At 44.5% G+C, this 14344-nt stretch carries 14 protein-coding genes; 10 read left to right on the forward strand and 4 right to left on the reverse strand.

Annotation, left to right across the window (positions count from 1 at the left end; genetic code table 11):
* Positions 1-23 precede the first annotated feature (23 nt).
* Together groES and rsmA are read right to left on the reverse strand one after the other, a co-directional pair.
* On the reverse strand, positions 24-311 hold the full coding sequence (gene groES / locus NM125_RS02475) for a co-chaperone GroES (RefSeq protein WP_255132524.1): 288 nt from the start codon (positions 309-311) through the stop codon (positions 24-26).
* 168 nt (positions 312-479) lie between these two features.
* A complete protein-coding gene (gene rsmA / locus NM125_RS02480) occupies positions 480-1253 on the reverse strand; it encodes a 16S rRNA (adenine(1518)-N(6)/adenine(1519)-N(6))-dimethyltransferase RsmA (protein WP_255132526.1) in 774 nt (257 codons plus the stop codon).
* A 246-nt stretch (positions 1254-1499) separates the two neighbouring features.
* On the opposite strand from rsmA, the gene NM125_RS02485 reads away from it, so the two are divergent.
* The 6 genes from NM125_RS02485 to mtnA all read left to right on the forward strand — a co-directional run bounded on the left by NM125_RS02485 (position 1500) and on the right by mtnA (position 9737).
* Positions 1500-3908, forward strand: coding sequence for an HD family phosphohydrolase (locus NM125_RS02485; protein ID WP_255132527.1), 2409 nt, complete (start codon positions 1500-1502; stop codon positions 3906-3908).
* A gap of 2 nt (positions 3909-3910) precedes the next feature.
* Positions 3911-4822, forward strand: coding sequence for a site-specific tyrosine recombinase XerD (gene xerD / locus NM125_RS02490; protein WP_255132529.1), 912 nt, complete (start codon positions 3911-3913; stop codon positions 4820-4822).
* Positions 4823-4958: 136 nt separating this feature from the next.
* The gene (locus NM125_RS02495; RefSeq protein WP_255132530.1) at positions 4959-6074 is read left to right on the forward strand and encodes a TolB-like translocation protein; all 1116 of its coding nucleotides are present in this window, start codon (positions 4959-4961) and stop codon (positions 6072-6074) included.
* Positions 6075-6423: 349 nt separating this feature from the next.
* On the forward strand, positions 6424-8121 hold the full coding sequence (ggt, locus tag NM125_RS02500) for a gamma-glutamyltransferase (protein ID WP_255132532.1): 1698 nt from the start codon (positions 6424-6426) through the stop codon (positions 8119-8121).
* Positions 8122-8247: 126 nt separating this feature from the next.
* On the forward strand, positions 8248-8619 hold the full coding sequence (locus tag NM125_RS02505; RefSeq protein WP_255132534.1) for a GxxExxY protein: 372 nt from the start codon (positions 8248-8250) through the stop codon (positions 8617-8619).
* Between the two features lie 71 nt (positions 8620-8690).
* Positions 8691-9737, forward strand: a complete 1047-nt coding sequence (mtnA, locus tag NM125_RS02510; protein WP_255132536.1) for an S-methyl-5-thioribose-1-phosphate isomerase — start codon at positions 8691-8693, stop codon at positions 9735-9737.
* Between the two features lie 27 nt (positions 9738-9764).
* On the opposite strand, the gene NM125_RS02515 is transcribed toward mtnA, so the two are convergent.
* Entirely contained in the window at positions 9765-9992 is a 228-nt protein-coding gene (locus NM125_RS02515; protein WP_255132538.1) for a hypothetical protein, read from the reverse strand.
* A 65-nt stretch (positions 9993-10057) separates the two neighbouring features.
* Positions 10058-10450 carry a bacillithiol system redox-active protein YtxJ gene (gene ytxJ / locus NM125_RS02520; RefSeq protein ID WP_255132540.1) on the reverse strand — a complete coding sequence of 131 codons (393 nt, stop codon included), beginning with the start codon at positions 10448-10450 and terminating at the stop codon, positions 10058-10060.
* A gap of 167 nt (positions 10451-10617) precedes the next feature.
* On the opposite strand from ytxJ, the gene NM125_RS02525 reads away from it, so the two are divergent.
* The 4 genes from NM125_RS02525 to NM125_RS02540 all read left to right on the forward strand — a co-directional run bounded on the left by NM125_RS02525 (position 10618) and on the right by NM125_RS02540 (position 14337).
* Positions 10618-11322 carry a metal-dependent hydrolase gene (locus NM125_RS02525; RefSeq protein WP_255132542.1) on the forward strand — a complete coding sequence of 235 codons (705 nt, stop codon included), beginning with the start codon at positions 10618-10620 and terminating at the stop codon, positions 11320-11322.
* Between the two features lie 182 nt (positions 11323-11504).
* Positions 11505-11825, forward strand: coding sequence for a hypothetical protein (locus tag NM125_RS02530; RefSeq protein ID WP_255132544.1), 321 nt, complete (start codon positions 11505-11507; stop codon positions 11823-11825).
* A 48-nt stretch (positions 11826-11873) separates the two neighbouring features.
* The gene (locus NM125_RS02535; protein WP_255132546.1) at positions 11874-13049 is read left to right on the forward strand and encodes a PorV/PorQ family protein; all 1176 of its coding nucleotides are present in this window, start codon (positions 11874-11876) and stop codon (positions 13047-13049) included.
* 232 nt (positions 13050-13281) lie between these two features.
* Complete coding sequence (locus NM125_RS02540) at positions 13282-14337, forward strand: efflux RND transporter periplasmic adaptor subunit (RefSeq protein ID WP_255132548.1); 1056 nt, start codon at positions 13282-13284, stop codon at positions 14335-14337.
* The last annotated feature ends 7 nt before the right edge of the window (positions 14338-14344 follow it).

Consider the following 14344-nt stretch of genomic DNA (forward strand, 5'->3'; position numbering starts at 1 on the left):
TTTAATTTTTTTCAAAAGGTGGGTTACGAAACAATTCCCATAATGTCAGATTCGCGCATAATCAGGTACTCTTCTCCTTCAAGAGTTACTTCTGTACCTGCGTACTTCCCGTAGAGAACTTTGTCTCCTTCCTTAACGCTCATTTCAATTTTATTGCCGTTTTCCACTTTACCGGCACCTACCGCTATCACAGTACCTTGTTGCGGTTTTTCTTTAGCCGTATCTGGAATGATAATCCCGGAGCTGGTTTTCTCTTCGGCAGGTTCTGCCTGTACCAACACGCGGTCGCCTAAAGGTTGAATCTTAGCCATTTTTATGACTCCTGTTAGTTTTAGTTTATGGTTTAAATTTTTTGAGGGCTGAGCCCATTCGTTGTTTCGCTACGGGATATGCAAGTTCCGTACCAAATCGATTAAAAAATCGAATAGCGGACGTAATTGATCACTAACAGCACTTTTAAGGAAGGAAGGGTTCCCGGGTTAAGATAAGTTGTCAGACTGCTCGAGATGCTCTGCCAACTTTGCATAGGTTTCGGGAGACCAATGGTCGGCCCTGTCATCAAAATTGAAACCATCGGGTTGGTAATCGCCCAGCACCGGTTTTAAAGAATTGCTCAGTTTTTTTCGGCGCTGGTTAAAAGCTGTCCGAACCACTTCTTTTATTTTTTCATCCGAAACCGAAAGCGGCTCCTTATCAAAAGTAAGTTTGATGACGGAACTGGTAACTTTGGGAGGCGGAGAAAAAGAATGTGCCGGTACATCAAACAATAACTCGGGCGTACAAAAAAGCTGGGTTTGCACACTCAGTATTCCATACTGTTTGGAGGAAGGGTCGGCCACCAGTCGTTCAGCCACCTCTTTTTGCATCATCAGCGTGGCCTCGGTAAAGAGCCGGCGGTGTTCCAACAGGTCAAATAAGATGGGAGACGTGATATAATAAGGCAGGTTACCAACCACAATATTCTTCTTATCCGGGTCTATCACTTCCTTCCAGTTCACTTTCAATATGTCATTTTGGTGAACCCTCAGGTCATCAAACTTCTCCTTCAATACTTCTACCGCCCGCTGATCGATCTCAATCGCATGCACGTCATCACATCCGGAGAGTAGCCATTTGGTTAAAGCTCCGGTACCGGGACCAATTTCAATAATCCGGTCACCTTTGCCTGCAGTTATGGCATCTATGATTTTGAAGATGATGGTGTTGTCAGTTAAAAAATGCTGACCCAGACTTTTCTTGGTTCTAAAAGACATTCAGTGGATTGACGATTGACGATTGACGATTGACGATTGACAGAAGGTTGGGTTTACTACGCCTAAAGTCAAAATTAAAATCTGTAGGAGTTTCTGATTCCTTTTCACTGCTCACTGACCGTTAGTCACTCGTCGCTGGTCGCTCGTCGTTCATAACATCGGATCACAGTAAAATGCAAAAAGATTTGTAAATTAACTGTCGCTTGGTATACTTCTAACTAAGTAAATTCTCATACAATCATCTTAATGAGCTTTCTTGAAAAAATCGGATTAGGCCAAAAGAAAAAAGAGCTTACCCCTCTTATTGGCGAGAAAAAGAAAAAAGAGCAGGAAAAGTACTCGCTGAAACGTAATCCATACATACGGATAGCGATTTTGCTGTTTTTTATTGCCATCACTGCTTTTTCTTTGCCGCAGAACCCCGTTAATTCTGGCTTAAATTATACCCCCGGCCAGCCATGGAGAAATCCAGATTTAACCGCCCCTTTTACCTTCGCACTTAATAAAACGGCTGAAGAACTGGAGCAGGAACGGCAGGAAATCCGCAATAAAACAGCACCTATCTTCCGGATTGATACCAGTGTCCCCATTACCATTCAGGCCCGAATTGATTCTATTTACCGGGATATTCAGCCCGTACTTGAAGCCTATGCTGACTGGCAAATTGCGGAGAAGAATGATATGCCTTCGGCTTATGATGACAGCGTGCGCTTTGCCCGGGAACTGAGCATCACCGACGTTGAGCTTACCGAACCCTCCTGGCAGGTGCTGTTTAACAGTTATGAACAGGTGCAAAGCCAAAATCTGCCTTCCAATCAGTTTGTGGGGGTATCGGTAAAGCAGCAGCTCGAGCAATTGATAGACCAGCTGATGAACCAGGGGATTATTAATAGGAATAAGGGCAACCTGGACACCGACAAAATCACTGTACGAAATACTCTTGAAAGCACCGAACAATCTATAGACCTGGCGAGAGTCAGAGACCTCCGGGAAGCCAACGAGTTTATGCAATTTCAGCTAAACCGTACCTTTGATGAGCAGCGAATGCGGCTTGCCATGGAGCTCTATAACAAAGTGATTATCCCAAATTATAAGTATAGTGAAGAAGACACCCAGGCCCGGCTGGAAGAAGCTCTCGCTACTATTTCTGAAACAAAGGGAGCCATTGCGCAAGGGCAGGTGATTATCCGTCGTGGTGACCTGGTAACTCCCGAACGAGCGAATATACTTAGAAGCCTTGCCGAAGCCCGTTCAGAAAATGCCACGAATATTGAAAAATGGGTGCGCTTTGCCGGACAGCTGGTCATCATTGTCGCCATCACCTTTGTTTTCTTTATGTATATCTATTTATACCGAAGAAACATCACTTCCGACAATGCCCTCTTTTTGCTGGTTTTTCTTACTATGGGTCTTGTTTCATTTGGCGCCGGCCTGGTCAACTATCTTGATATAGCCGACCCTTACATCATCCCCATTGCAATTGCACCTATTATATTGACCATCATTTTTGATTCCCGCGTGGGATTGGTCTCCTCCATCACCCTCGCCAGCTTATTGGGATTGGTAAACGGGAACAGCTTTGAGTTTGTGGTAGCTACTTTTGCTGCCTGTAGCCTGGGTGTATTTTCTGTTCGAGATATCAAAGATCGTTCTCAGTTTTTCTTCACCACCCCCGGCATTGTATTCATAACCTATATATTGGTGGTTGGCTCTTTTAATATTGCCACCCTAAGTGGCTGGGAGATGTTTGCTTCCGACCTGATGTACATTGCCATAAGCTCGGTATTCATTTTATTCACCTACCCGATCATCCTGCTCTTTGAAAAGCTTTTTGGCGTTACTACCGACTTCACCCTAATTGAGCTTGGGGATACCAACCAGCCGGTTCTTAAAGAGTTGATGAACAAAGCCCCCGGCACTTTCCATCACAGCCTGCAGGTTGCCAACCTTTCTGAAGCAGCCGCATCGGCCATTGGGGCAAACTCGCTCTTATGCCGTGTTGGAGCACTTTATCATGATATCGGTAAAATGGTGAAACCCGAATATTTCGTCGAAAACCAGACCAAGGGAGCAAACGAACACGACAAACTGAAACCCCAGATGAGTGCGATGGTCATAAAGGCGCACGTTAGTGAAGGGGTGAAAATGGCCGAGGAAGAAGATCTCCCGGAAATCATTATCGACTTTATCAAAACCCACCACGGTACTTCTATCATCCGGTATTTCTTCGAGAAAGCGAAAGAAGACGATGATATGAAGAGCATGCTTCAGGAAGACCAGTTTCGCTACGAAGGGCCTCTTCCCTCTACAAAAGAGACCGGTATTCTATTACTCGCTGATGGCATTGAAGCTGCTTCCAGGGCAATGAAGAACCCGACATACAGTAAGCTTGAAAACCTGGTAAACCGGATGGTAGATGACCGTGTATCAGAAGGTCAGCTTAGTCATTGCCCATTGACTTTCCGACACCTCCAGGTAATCAAAGAAACCTTCCTGAATATTTTGGTTGGCGTGTATCACAGTCGCGTGGAATATCCGGAGGATAAGGAGCGGGATAAAGAAGAGAAGGCCAAAGAAAAGGCAGCCGAAGCTGAAAGAGCCGGATCAGAAAACGGGTCAGAACAGGCAGAAGAACAAGAAGAAACCAGCGAATAAACGTGGCCTTCAAGCAGGAACTGGATTTATATCTGCAGTTTGTGAAGCTTGAAAAAGGCCTGACCGAAAACTCCGTAGTCTCCTACAAAAACGACCTTGAGCGATATTTTCGATATCTCACTTCTGAGAAAAAAATCAATGACCTTGCCGGCGTAACCCTTTCTCATATTGAAGACTTTCTCAATTTTTTGGTGGATGAAGAATTACTTTCAGCCAGCTCCCTGGCCCGGAATATTTCCAGCATTCGCGGGTTTCATGAATTTGCTGTGGTAGAAGGCATCACGAAAGCCAATCCGGCTGAACTGGTGGAGTTACCTAAAAAAGCATCCAAGCTACCTGAAGTATTAGACCGGGATGAAATTGACGCCATCCTCGAAACCCCAGATTTGACCACCCCGGCCGGCATTCGCGACAAAGCCATCCTTGAAACTTTATACGGAACAGGTATGAGGGTGAGCGAGCTAACCGGACTCGAACAAGATCGCCTGATCTTCGAAATTGGGTTTATTCGTGTGATTGGAAAAGGAAACAAGGAGCGGCTTGTTCCGGTGGGAGAAATTGCCCAGGATGCCATATCGCACTACACCGAGCATGTGCGCCCACAGTTCTTTAACCCGGAGAAGGCTCACAAAGCCAAGAATAAAGTATTTCTGAGTATGCGGGGAAGCGCCCTTTCGAGGATGAGTATCTGGAATATCGTTCAGAAAGCAGCGGAAAAAGCTGAAATCAAGAAAAACGTGTATCCACATATTTTTCGCCATTCATTCGCCACTCACCTGCTGGAAGGCGGTGCCGATTTAAGAGCCGTGCAGGAAATGCTGGGACACTCCTCCATCCTGACTACTGAAATCTATACCCACATAGACCGATCATTTCTACACCAGGTTCATAAGGAATTTCACCCGCGGGCGTGATGGTTGTTACTTGTTAACAGAAAGAGAAACTAAGCACAACAGCCTTTTTTTGATTTAGGTAATAAATTCCGGTCTGATTATATTTTTATTAGTTCTGATTACCTGACTCACCCTTAATTAATCAAGTGAGTTATTCATGGTGCATTCAAGAAGCTTTATAGTATTTCTTTGCGGTCTGTTCTTCTTTACAAGCTGCAAAAAAGATCCGGCAGGTCCCGGTACTGTAAAAGAATTTGGGCTGGAATCTCCTTTCTACACTTTCCCGGCTTCTCACAGTTTCTATTACGGCACCCTTCTATGGCCTGAAGATGGAACGGCTTTCTGGTACGGTGGTCATGGCCTGTATGGAATTTCCGTTCCGGATGGTAATGCAACAAATACAGATAATCAGCCCGGTTATTACGCTGCTTATGAACCTGATTCTGAAACAATTTATTACCTCCCTACAGAATGCCTGTCGGGTTGCACTGCTCCTGTTTTCAAGGTCAATATTGACGGAGGGACCCCGGAAAGAATTCCCGATCTTGAAATACAGGTTTCAGGAGGTAGCCCGATTATTCCTGTATCATCAAATCAGCTTTTATTTGTGAAATTAGATCCACAATCTTCCGTTCTTTCTACCTACCTGTATGATCAAGCCTCAGGAGATAGTACCCGGCTTGCTGAAGGCATCCCAGAAACATTATCCCCCAACCGCTCAGAAGTGTTGGTTTACCAGCCGGATGAAACGGTGCATACCGAAGAAGAGGATATCTACCAGCTTGCTTTTGTCTCTTTGGATGGAACAATTAATGATACCTGGCAACTTTACAGCAACTCTTCTGCCCACCTGCCGCTCTATCCTCCCCTTTGGGATTTAAACGGAATCCGGATCCTCTACATAAAACGGGATTTTGACAATAACGCCCGGGTTTCGCTTTGGCTTAACCACTATCCCGACTCCCAGGAAGAAAAGCTTTGGGAAACTTCAGGCGGACCCGAAAAAACCATTGAAGGGCCTTTTCGCTGGTCGGATGACAACACCCGGCTTGCCTTTTGGGAACGTACGTGTCTCAAAGCGACCCTTTATAGCTGCGATGGCGGTTATCAGTGGACGCTCTGGGTGTATGATACTATGAAGGGGGAAGCGACAAAACAGGTTGTAGACAATTCCGATGAGACAAATATTGCCCGAGATCAGAGGTTCTCTTCGGATGGATCTCAGCTGCTTCTTCTCTATGATCGATCGTTGTACCTTAAAGATGTAAATTAAAGTTCCTCCTTTTGGCAGTAACGACATACTCGTTCCGAACGCCTCGTTCGGAACGCCTGCCGGAAGCTCCTGCTTCCAAATATCGAAGGGCCAAACTCCTTTACTTGTAAACTGGAAAGATTACGTGTCAGTATTACCTGTGAGATACATAGACAGGTATTTCGATTGACAAACAAGTCGTTAACGATAAAGAGCACTTATTTCAATCGGTAACGACTGACCTGTTGATCAAACTCAGATCCTGAAATACGATATCCCAATCTCTTTAATAAATTTACATTCTTTTCGTTCCGCATTAAGCCTTAGTTCTGTTATTTTAAAACGGAAATTCTAAAACAAGACCTGATACATGACTTACAACGTACGTTTGCTCCTTCTTCTGCTCACTGTTGTTTTCACCTCTCATTCGTTATCGGCCCAGGTTCTCAATTCCAAGACCTACGAGAACGGCCTTGTGGTTACCGCTGATAAATACGCCTCAGAAATAGGAAAAGAGATTTTAATGAAAGGCGGAAATGCAGTTGATGCTGCTGTGGCCGTTCAGTTTGCACTGGCGGTTACTTTACCGAGGGCCGGGAATATCGGAGGCGGCGGGTTTATGGTTGTTCACCTGGCAAATGGCGAAACAGCAGCTCTGGATTTTCGGGAAAAAGCGCCCCAAAAAGCTGCGCGAGACATGTATATCCGGAATGGGCAATTTAAATCAGATTTAAGCTGGGAAGGAATTTTAGCCGTGGGCGTTCCCGGTACCGTTGATGGAATGATCAAAGCCCTGGAACGATATGGACGCATGCCACTGGATGTGGTCATTCAACCAGCCATTAAGCTGGCTCGGGAAGGATACTCGCTTTCTTATTCGCAAGCTGAGGATCTCAATAATCACAAGGATACCTTTCTGAAATACCAGGCATCAAGCAACTATTTCACCACTGGTGATACAACTTTCTTTAAAGAAGGCGATGTATTTGTACAGACAGACTTAGCAGAAACTCTGGAACGCGTTTCCCGGTTTGGCCGTGAAGGGTTCTATTCGGGACCGGTTGCCGATGCCATCGTAAATGAAATGGAGCGATATCGCGGACTAATCACCTATCGTGACCTGCGGAATTATGAAAGTAAATGGCGTGAGCCGATTGTAGCCGAATACCTTGGGTATAAACTGCATATTATGCCTCCTCCCAGCAGCGGTAGCGTGGCGATAGCCCAAATTCTGGAAATGATTGATGATTATCCGCTGGCCGAAATGGGCCATAATTCCGCCGATTATGTGCATGTACTGGCCGAAGCGATGCGCCGGGCTTTTGCGGACCGCTCGTATTACCTCGGCGACCCGGATTTCGTTGATATACCAATAGAAGAAATGACCGGTGAAAGTTATAACGACCGTCGTGTGAACAGTTTCTCAATGGATTCTGCGACCGCTTCAAGTACCCTATCCCACGGACAAATTCAGGGATACTCAGAATCCATGGAAACCACTCACTTTTCCATAATTGATAAAGATGGGAATGCGGTTGCCGTAACTACCACACTTAATGGTTCATTCGGAAGTCATGTTTCGGTAACCAACGCCGGTTTTTTACTTAACAACGAAATGGATGACTTCTCCGCTCAGCCCGGAGAACCGAATGCCTACGGACTTATAGGAGCTGAAGCCAATGCTATTGAACCCGGCAAGAGAATGCTCAGCAGCATGACTCCCACCATTGTAACCAAAGATGGCAAAGTGGATATGGTACTCGGAGCCGCCGGAGGCCCGAGAATTATTACAGCCACCCTGCAGAGTTTTTTAAACCGTGCTATATTTGGAATGAGGGCTCAGCAGGCAACATCAGCAGCTCGCTTCCATCACCAATGGCTGCCGGATGTGTTGATGCCCGGACAGTTTGGGTTGAGTCCCGATACAAAAAGACTGTTGGAAGCCAAAGGGCACAAGATATTTGAAATACCCAATGTAGGCCGAACCCATAACATTTTTGTGGACCAAAACGGCAACCTCAGCGCCGGCGTTGATCCCCGCGGAGACGGCTGGGCTTCCGGTTACTGATTTTTTATGATGGAACGCTGATAAAACAGATTGGGCAGAATTTCACGGATTTAAGTTAAATGCCTGAAATTTATTAGATATTGGTGGTTTTTATATATTCAGAAGTATTAATCACGGAATGCCTTTATGCTTCATGAAGAATTAACTGAAAAAATCATTGAGTCTTTCTACCTGGTTTACAACAAGCTGGGTTATGGGTTTTTAGAAAGTGTATATGAGAATGCTCTGTTGATTGAGTTAAAAAGACAAGGGTTGAATGTAGTAAATCAAGTGCCTATTGAAGTACAATATAGGAATCAAAAAGTTGGTACTTTCTTTGCAGATGTTTTAGTAGAAGAGAAGGTTATTTTAGAACTGAAATCATCCAGAAAACTATTGCAAGAACATGAATTTCAGTTAATCAATTACCTGAGAGCGACTAATATTGAAGTCGGACTTCTTTTTAATTTTGGAAAGAAACCCGAGTTCAAACGAAAAATATTTTCAAACAAATCTTAAGTACATTTTTAACCGCGAAGATCAGCTCAATCGAGTTCATCCGTGTTCCATTTAAAAAGCCAAGATAAGTAATGCAACAAAACTACCAATCAATTACCTGGCAAGACGATCACTTAGTAATTTTGGACCAAACTCAGCTGCCGCTGCGTGAAATATATTCTGATGTGAATACCATCGGGCAGGTTTGGGATGCCATCAAAAAGCTGAAAGTGCGCGGAGCACCGGCTATCGGAATTGCCGGAGCTTATGGATTATATCTTGGCGTCAGAGATTTGGAATCGAAGAACTTTACCAGCTTCAATGTAGAACTGAATCGCTGGATTGAATACCTGAAGTCGTCCCGCCCAACAGCGGTTAACCTGAGCTGGGCCCTGGAGCGGATCAATCAAACCGTGTATGCCAATAAAGACAAAGACCTTGAAGAGATTAAGGAAATCATCCTCAAGACGGCCAAGACCATTCACGATGAGGATAAACGTGTTTGTAAAAAGATTGGGGAGAACGGGGCTGAATTGGTTGAAAAAGGCTGGAATATCCTCACCCATTGCAACACAGGAGGATTAGCAACTGGAGCCTATGGAACGGCATTGTCGGTAATTTTGCACGCCGATGACGACGATAAAGACATCCATGTTTGGGTGGACGAAACGCGTCCGCTCTTACAGGGGGCACGGCTTACCGCCTGGGAACTTAAACAGGCAGAGATCCCCTTCCATATGATTACAGATTCCATGGCCGGCTCATTAATGAAACAAGGCAAAGTGGATATGGTGGTTGTAGGGGCCGACCGGGTGACAGCCAACGGAGATACCGCAAACAAAATCGGGACGTACTCCCTTGCTGTGTTAGCCAAAGAAAATGAAATCCCTTTTTATGTAGCCCTTCCCCTTTCAACCTTTGACCTTGAAACCGACACCGGTGATGAAATAGAAATCGAAGAACGGGAACCCGAAGAAGTAACACATTTGGCTAAAACCCCCATCACCCCGAAGAAAACAGATGCCTATAACCCGGCTTTTGATGTAACCCCTAACAAGTACATCACCGGATTTATCACGGAGAAGGGAATAGTAGAACCGGACTTTAAGAAGAACATCAAAAAACTGTTTGAAAAGTAAGTAAGAGGTTAGTCTAAAAGATCGGTCTTAAGTAGTTTCTTTTGTCTCAGAATTAGTGTTTGCTGCCGATTCCACTTCCGGTGGAATGTCAAGATCATCATCCCTGTGAATGTTAATGGTGATGCCCACCGAGCTTCCTATCAATACGCCAATACCTATTGGCAGAGCTAACCCAACCTCCATCAGGAAGCTGGCTCCGTAGCCAATCAATCCACCGATGGCTACCGCAGTAATCCACGTTAAAAAACTTTTCATTTATCTTGTCCTTCCAAAACCTAAAACTGTCATTGCCGGGCTCTTTTTTGACCCTGAATGACTCTCTAAAGTATGTCTTCCAGAACCTCTGCCTGAATTTGATTGTGAGAGCCACTCCATATCACTTCCCCATCTTTGATCACAAATAACTGGGGAGATTCATGCCTGATTTCCAATTTCTCTGCAATGTGCATAGATGTAGGTCGGCTACTTATTACATCCACCATATGGAAATCGGCCTTTAGTTGATCTTCAGCAGAAATGGACTCTACGTTTTTCAGGGCAAAATAGCTGGTGGCACATCGCGAACTGTGCTTATAAATCACCTGGGGCTTTTCATTGGAGGTATGCATAACGTTCGCCACGTCTTCCTCAGAAGTCAACTCTTTCCAGTGAAACTTATTCTGCGGCTGGCTTTCCGTTCCAAATAAATTGCCAATTGAATCTAAAATGCCCATTTGTCCTTTTTCTAATTCCCCGAAATATACAAGTATTTAAGCTTTGAAATAACCGGGTGCGTAGCGCTTAATCATCAATTTGATAAACAGCGAATCATTTTTGCATGGTTTTCATTTAGTTAAGTAGTTTACGATAACAGATTTAACCTAATTAAATTAAGGAGATCATGAATACACAAATTAAAGCACACTGGCTGGGGCATTCGGCCTTTAAGCTGGAGAGCCAAAGTGGAAAGATTATTTATATCGATCCGTTTCTGAAAGATAACCCCTCCACCCCGGATGAACTTAAAGAAGTAAAAGAAGCCGATTATATTTTACTGACCCACGGGCATGAAGATCACGTGGGCGATACTGTGGAAATTGCCAAGAATACCGGAGCCAAAGTTGTGGGCATTCTGGAACTGATGGGAATCTTACAGGAAGAAGGGTTACCGGAAGAACAAGCCATTGGTTTTAATAAAGGCGGAACCGTTCATTTTGAAGACTTTTCCGCAACGCTGGTCTCTGCCAACCACAGCTCTTCCTATAAAGGAAAGTATGCCGGCGATCCGGGCGGACTCGTGCTTTCATTCGAAGATGACATTTGTATTTACCACATGGGTGATACCAACATTTTCGCTGACCTTGAGCTGTATGGAGAGCTTTACAGACCGCATGTGGTACTGGCACCCATTGGGGATCATTTCACTATGGGACCTGAAGAAGCCGCTTATGCTGTAGAACTGATCGGGGCTAAGATGGCCGTGCCTATGCACTACAATACATGGCCTCCCATTGAAGCAGACCCGGAGGAATTCAAAGAAATACTGGAAGACATCACAGACACGGAAGTTGTTGTGCCGGAAAAAGGCACTAATTTCCTGGGGTGATATTCTGAATTTCCCCTCCCTGAGCCACAAATCTGAAAGATGGTTTGTGGCTTTTTTTATGTTTTTTCTGGAACTGCTTCGGGTTACTACTACCACAGAAATTATTCACTCAATAACTCAACAAATTAGTACCTTATGCCTAAAGCTGGAATTCTTTCATAAGATCAAACGAACACATCACTATGAAATACACAACCGTTCACCTTGGGGATAACAAAATTGAGCTCTTTAACACACTGCTTGGCAAAGAAACGGTAAAGGTAAACGGTGAGGTGGTCTCATCCACCTATTCTATGCTGGGGGCAGAGCATACGTTCACGGTCAGGGAAGATGGCAGAGATGTAGAATGCACCATCCAGTTTGGGTTTGGTATGAATGGAGTGGTATTTGATCTTTATAAAGAAGGTACGCCGATCATCGAATCTGAACAGAAAGGATGCATGGGCATGTTTATCGTATTCATTATTGTATTCAGCATAATCTTTGTTTTATCTCAGATTTGAGTATTGAATACAGACATCCACTAAATATTAAAGTCATTACCTGGCCTGATGAAATTTCTTTCCGCTATCACCCTATTTCTCCTCTCGGTTTGTTTGAATGTAAATGCCCAAGTGGCCGTGACAGCAGTTCCTTTTCTTGAGATCAGGCCCGATGCCCAAACCAACATGAATGCCGGAGCATTGGTAGCTCTCCCTTCCGATTATAATGCGGCCTTTTATTACAACCCTGCTCAGCTCGGAAACTTTGGTGCCTCAAAAAATTTCTCTTATCAATTTCACCCAAACGGCAATAACTGGTTGCCTGACCTCAATGATAACCCCAGACTTTACAACTCTTCTCTGGCTGCAGGATATAAGTTTAATGATGTTCCTCTTAGTATTGGTGTTGGAGTAATGAATACCCGGTTTGATTATGGTGAAATCCAATATTCTGATCCGAATAACCCAATGCCTGACAGTACCTACAATCCTGTTGAAAATTATCAGCTTTACTCGATTGGACTCAGATATGATTTCGGGATCTGGGTGAGTATTGGCTATTCATTCAAAAAGATTGACTCTGATCTGGGATTATATCAGGCAAAAGTTGATGCCAACGATTTCGGTATTCAGATCGGTTACCCTTTTTCTATCAATAGTTTCAAAGCAGAAGCATCGATTGGGTATGCCTTGCAAAATGATGGAGACTTCATCCAGTATGATGCCTCTGGAAGACCTGACCCCTTGCCACGAAAATCCATTTTTGGTTACGGACTTTCACTCGCTTATGAGGATATAATAGCCGGCAATAGTATGGAGTTGGTAAAAATTGACTGGGCTGTTGATGCCAAAGATCTCCGAATTGATGTACATGGAAATTCGGTCAGCTATAACAAAAAACCGGGCATCATTCCCATGCTGGACAATGTATTCCTTTCCAAGAGTGATGACGATATAGAAATAAGTCAGGGTTTCAGACTACATATTCTTGAAGGTTTTACAGCCGGACTTGGGCGATACTATGGACCCGGTTACAGGAAAGCAGTGAATACATCCGGTGTTTCTTTGAGTGCCAAACCGATTCTTAAACTATTATTCAGCAAAAACGAGCACCCCGTAATCAGGTCCGTAGCAAATCATTTGGATTTCAGTTATAGCTGGTCAACTTACAGTGTCAACGAAACCGATCATCCACTTACCGGCTCGTCTTTCCATCAGTTTTCCATATCCGTATATGGGTTTTAACCTCTTAACAAAGCTCCGTTTCACTACGTAATCCTGAAAACCGGCCTCATTGAATAAGCTACAACCTCGCGGGTACAAATTATACAAGCCGTACAGCCCGAAGAATAGTACTCGGATTGGTCAGATTGTATAGAACAAGCCAATAGAAACTTCAGCCTTCCCGAAACAAAGATTTCATCCGGGCGTAAGCCAACACCGTTGCAAATAATCAAAACGGTTTTAATACACTCAGATGAAAACATTACGCTACTCCCTCCCGCTATTGGTCATGATTACAGCTTTGGTATTCACCAGTGCTTGTAACAATGGAAACGAAGAAAATCAAAATGGTGAAGACGAAGATCTGATTATTCCGGTGGAAGTCAGTAACGTGAGCCGGGGAGATATCTCTGCTTACTATGCCAACACCGCCACCCTTGAAGCCGAACAGGAAGCAACAGTGGTAGCTAAAGTTCGCGGTATTGTTCGGGAAATTTATGTTGAGGAAGGCGATGAGGTTAAAGCCGGACAGGTGATCGCGAAAATTGAAGACGATCAGTACCGTATTGAAGCAGCCCGGGCCAAAGCAACCTTAGACCGACTGAAAAACGACTTTGACCGTAACAAGGAACTTTATGAAAAGAACCTGATTGCTGCCGAAGCCTACCAAAATGCTCAATATGAGTATGAGTCTCAAAAAGCAGCCTATGAACTTGCTCAGCTGAATCTTGAGCATACATCTATTAAATCTCCGATTGGCGGAGTGATTTCTGAGCGCTATGTGAAAGTTGGAAATATGATCGGTACCGACCAACAGGTGTATCGGGTTACCGATTTTAGTCCGTTGCAGGCGATATTGCACATCCCGGAGCATGAGATGGCAAAAATCAGAAATGACCAGCGTGCAGAACTCAGAGTGGATGCATTACCCAATCAAACCTTTGCCGGCCATGTAGAACGCATCAGCCCGGTAGTGGACTCCCAAACCGGTACCTTTAAAGTGACTGTGTATGTGGATGAAACCAAAGGCATGCTTCGCCCCGGTATGTTCGGGCGTGTGAAAATTGTGTACGACACCCGCGAAAACACCCGTATGATTCCTAAATCAGCCGTTATGTCGGAAGATCTCGCCCAAAGTGTATATGTGATCAAAGATTCGCTGGCTTTCAAAAAAGCTATTAAAACCGGTTACACCAACGGGGTGAATGTAGAAGTGATCGAAGGACTGGAAGACGGCGAAATGGTGGTCACCATTGGGCAAGGAAGTCTTCAGGACAGCACCAAAGTAAACGTTATCTCCAACCTGTAAACAGGCT

Source organism: Gracilimonas sediminicola (assembly GCF_024320785.1).
Taxonomy (GTDB): domain Bacteria; phylum Bacteroidota; class Rhodothermia; order Balneolales; family Balneolaceae; genus Gracilimonas; species Gracilimonas sediminicola.

Excerpts from the sequence above, each read along its gene's own strand:
- NM125_RS02535 (WP_255132546.1), top strand. The coding sequence starts at position 11,874 with ATGAAATTTCTTTCCGCTATCACCCTATTTCTCCTCTCGGTTTGTTTG.
- NM125_RS02515 (WP_255132538.1), bottom strand. The coding sequence starts at position 9,992 with ATGAAAAGTTTTTTAACGTGGATTACTGCGGTAGCCATCGGTGGATTG.
- NM125_RS02530 (WP_255132544.1), top strand. The coding sequence starts at position 11,505 with ATGAAATACACAACCGTTCACCTTGGGGATAACAAAATTGAGCTCTTT.
- NM125_RS02495 (WP_255132530.1), top strand. The coding sequence starts at position 4,959 with ATGGTGCATTCAAGAAGCTTTATAGTATTTCTTTGCGGTCTGTTCTTC.
- rsmA (WP_255132526.1), bottom strand. The coding sequence starts at position 1,253 with ATGTCTTTTAGAACCAAGAAAAGTCTGGGTCAGCATTTTTTAACTGAC.
- NM125_RS02505 (WP_255132534.1), top strand. The coding sequence starts at position 8,248 with ATGCTTCATGAAGAATTAACTGAAAAAATCATTGAGTCTTTCTACCTG.
- NM125_RS02485 (WP_255132527.1), top strand. The coding sequence starts at position 1,500 with ATGAGCTTTCTTGAAAAAATCGGATTAGGCCAAAAGAAAAAAGAGCTT.
- mtnA (WP_255132536.1), top strand. The coding sequence starts at position 8,691 with ATGCAACAAAACTACCAATCAATTACCTGGCAAGACGATCACTTAGTA.
- NM125_RS02540 (WP_255132548.1), top strand. The coding sequence starts at position 13,282 with ATGAAAACATTACGCTACTCCCTCCCGCTATTGGTCATGATTACAGCT.
- ggt (WP_255132532.1), top strand. The coding sequence starts at position 6,424 with ATGACTTACAACGTACGTTTGCTCCTTCTTCTGCTCACTGTTGTTTTC.
- NM125_RS02525 (WP_255132542.1), top strand. The coding sequence starts at position 10,618 with ATGAATACACAAATTAAAGCACACTGGCTGGGGCATTCGGCCTTTAAG.
- ytxJ (WP_255132540.1), bottom strand. The coding sequence starts at position 10,450 with ATGGGCATTTTAGATTCAATTGGCAATTTATTTGGAACGGAAAGCCAG.
- groES (WP_255132524.1), bottom strand. The coding sequence starts at position 311 with ATGGCTAAGATTCAACCTTTAGGCGACCGCGTGTTGGTACAGGCAGAA.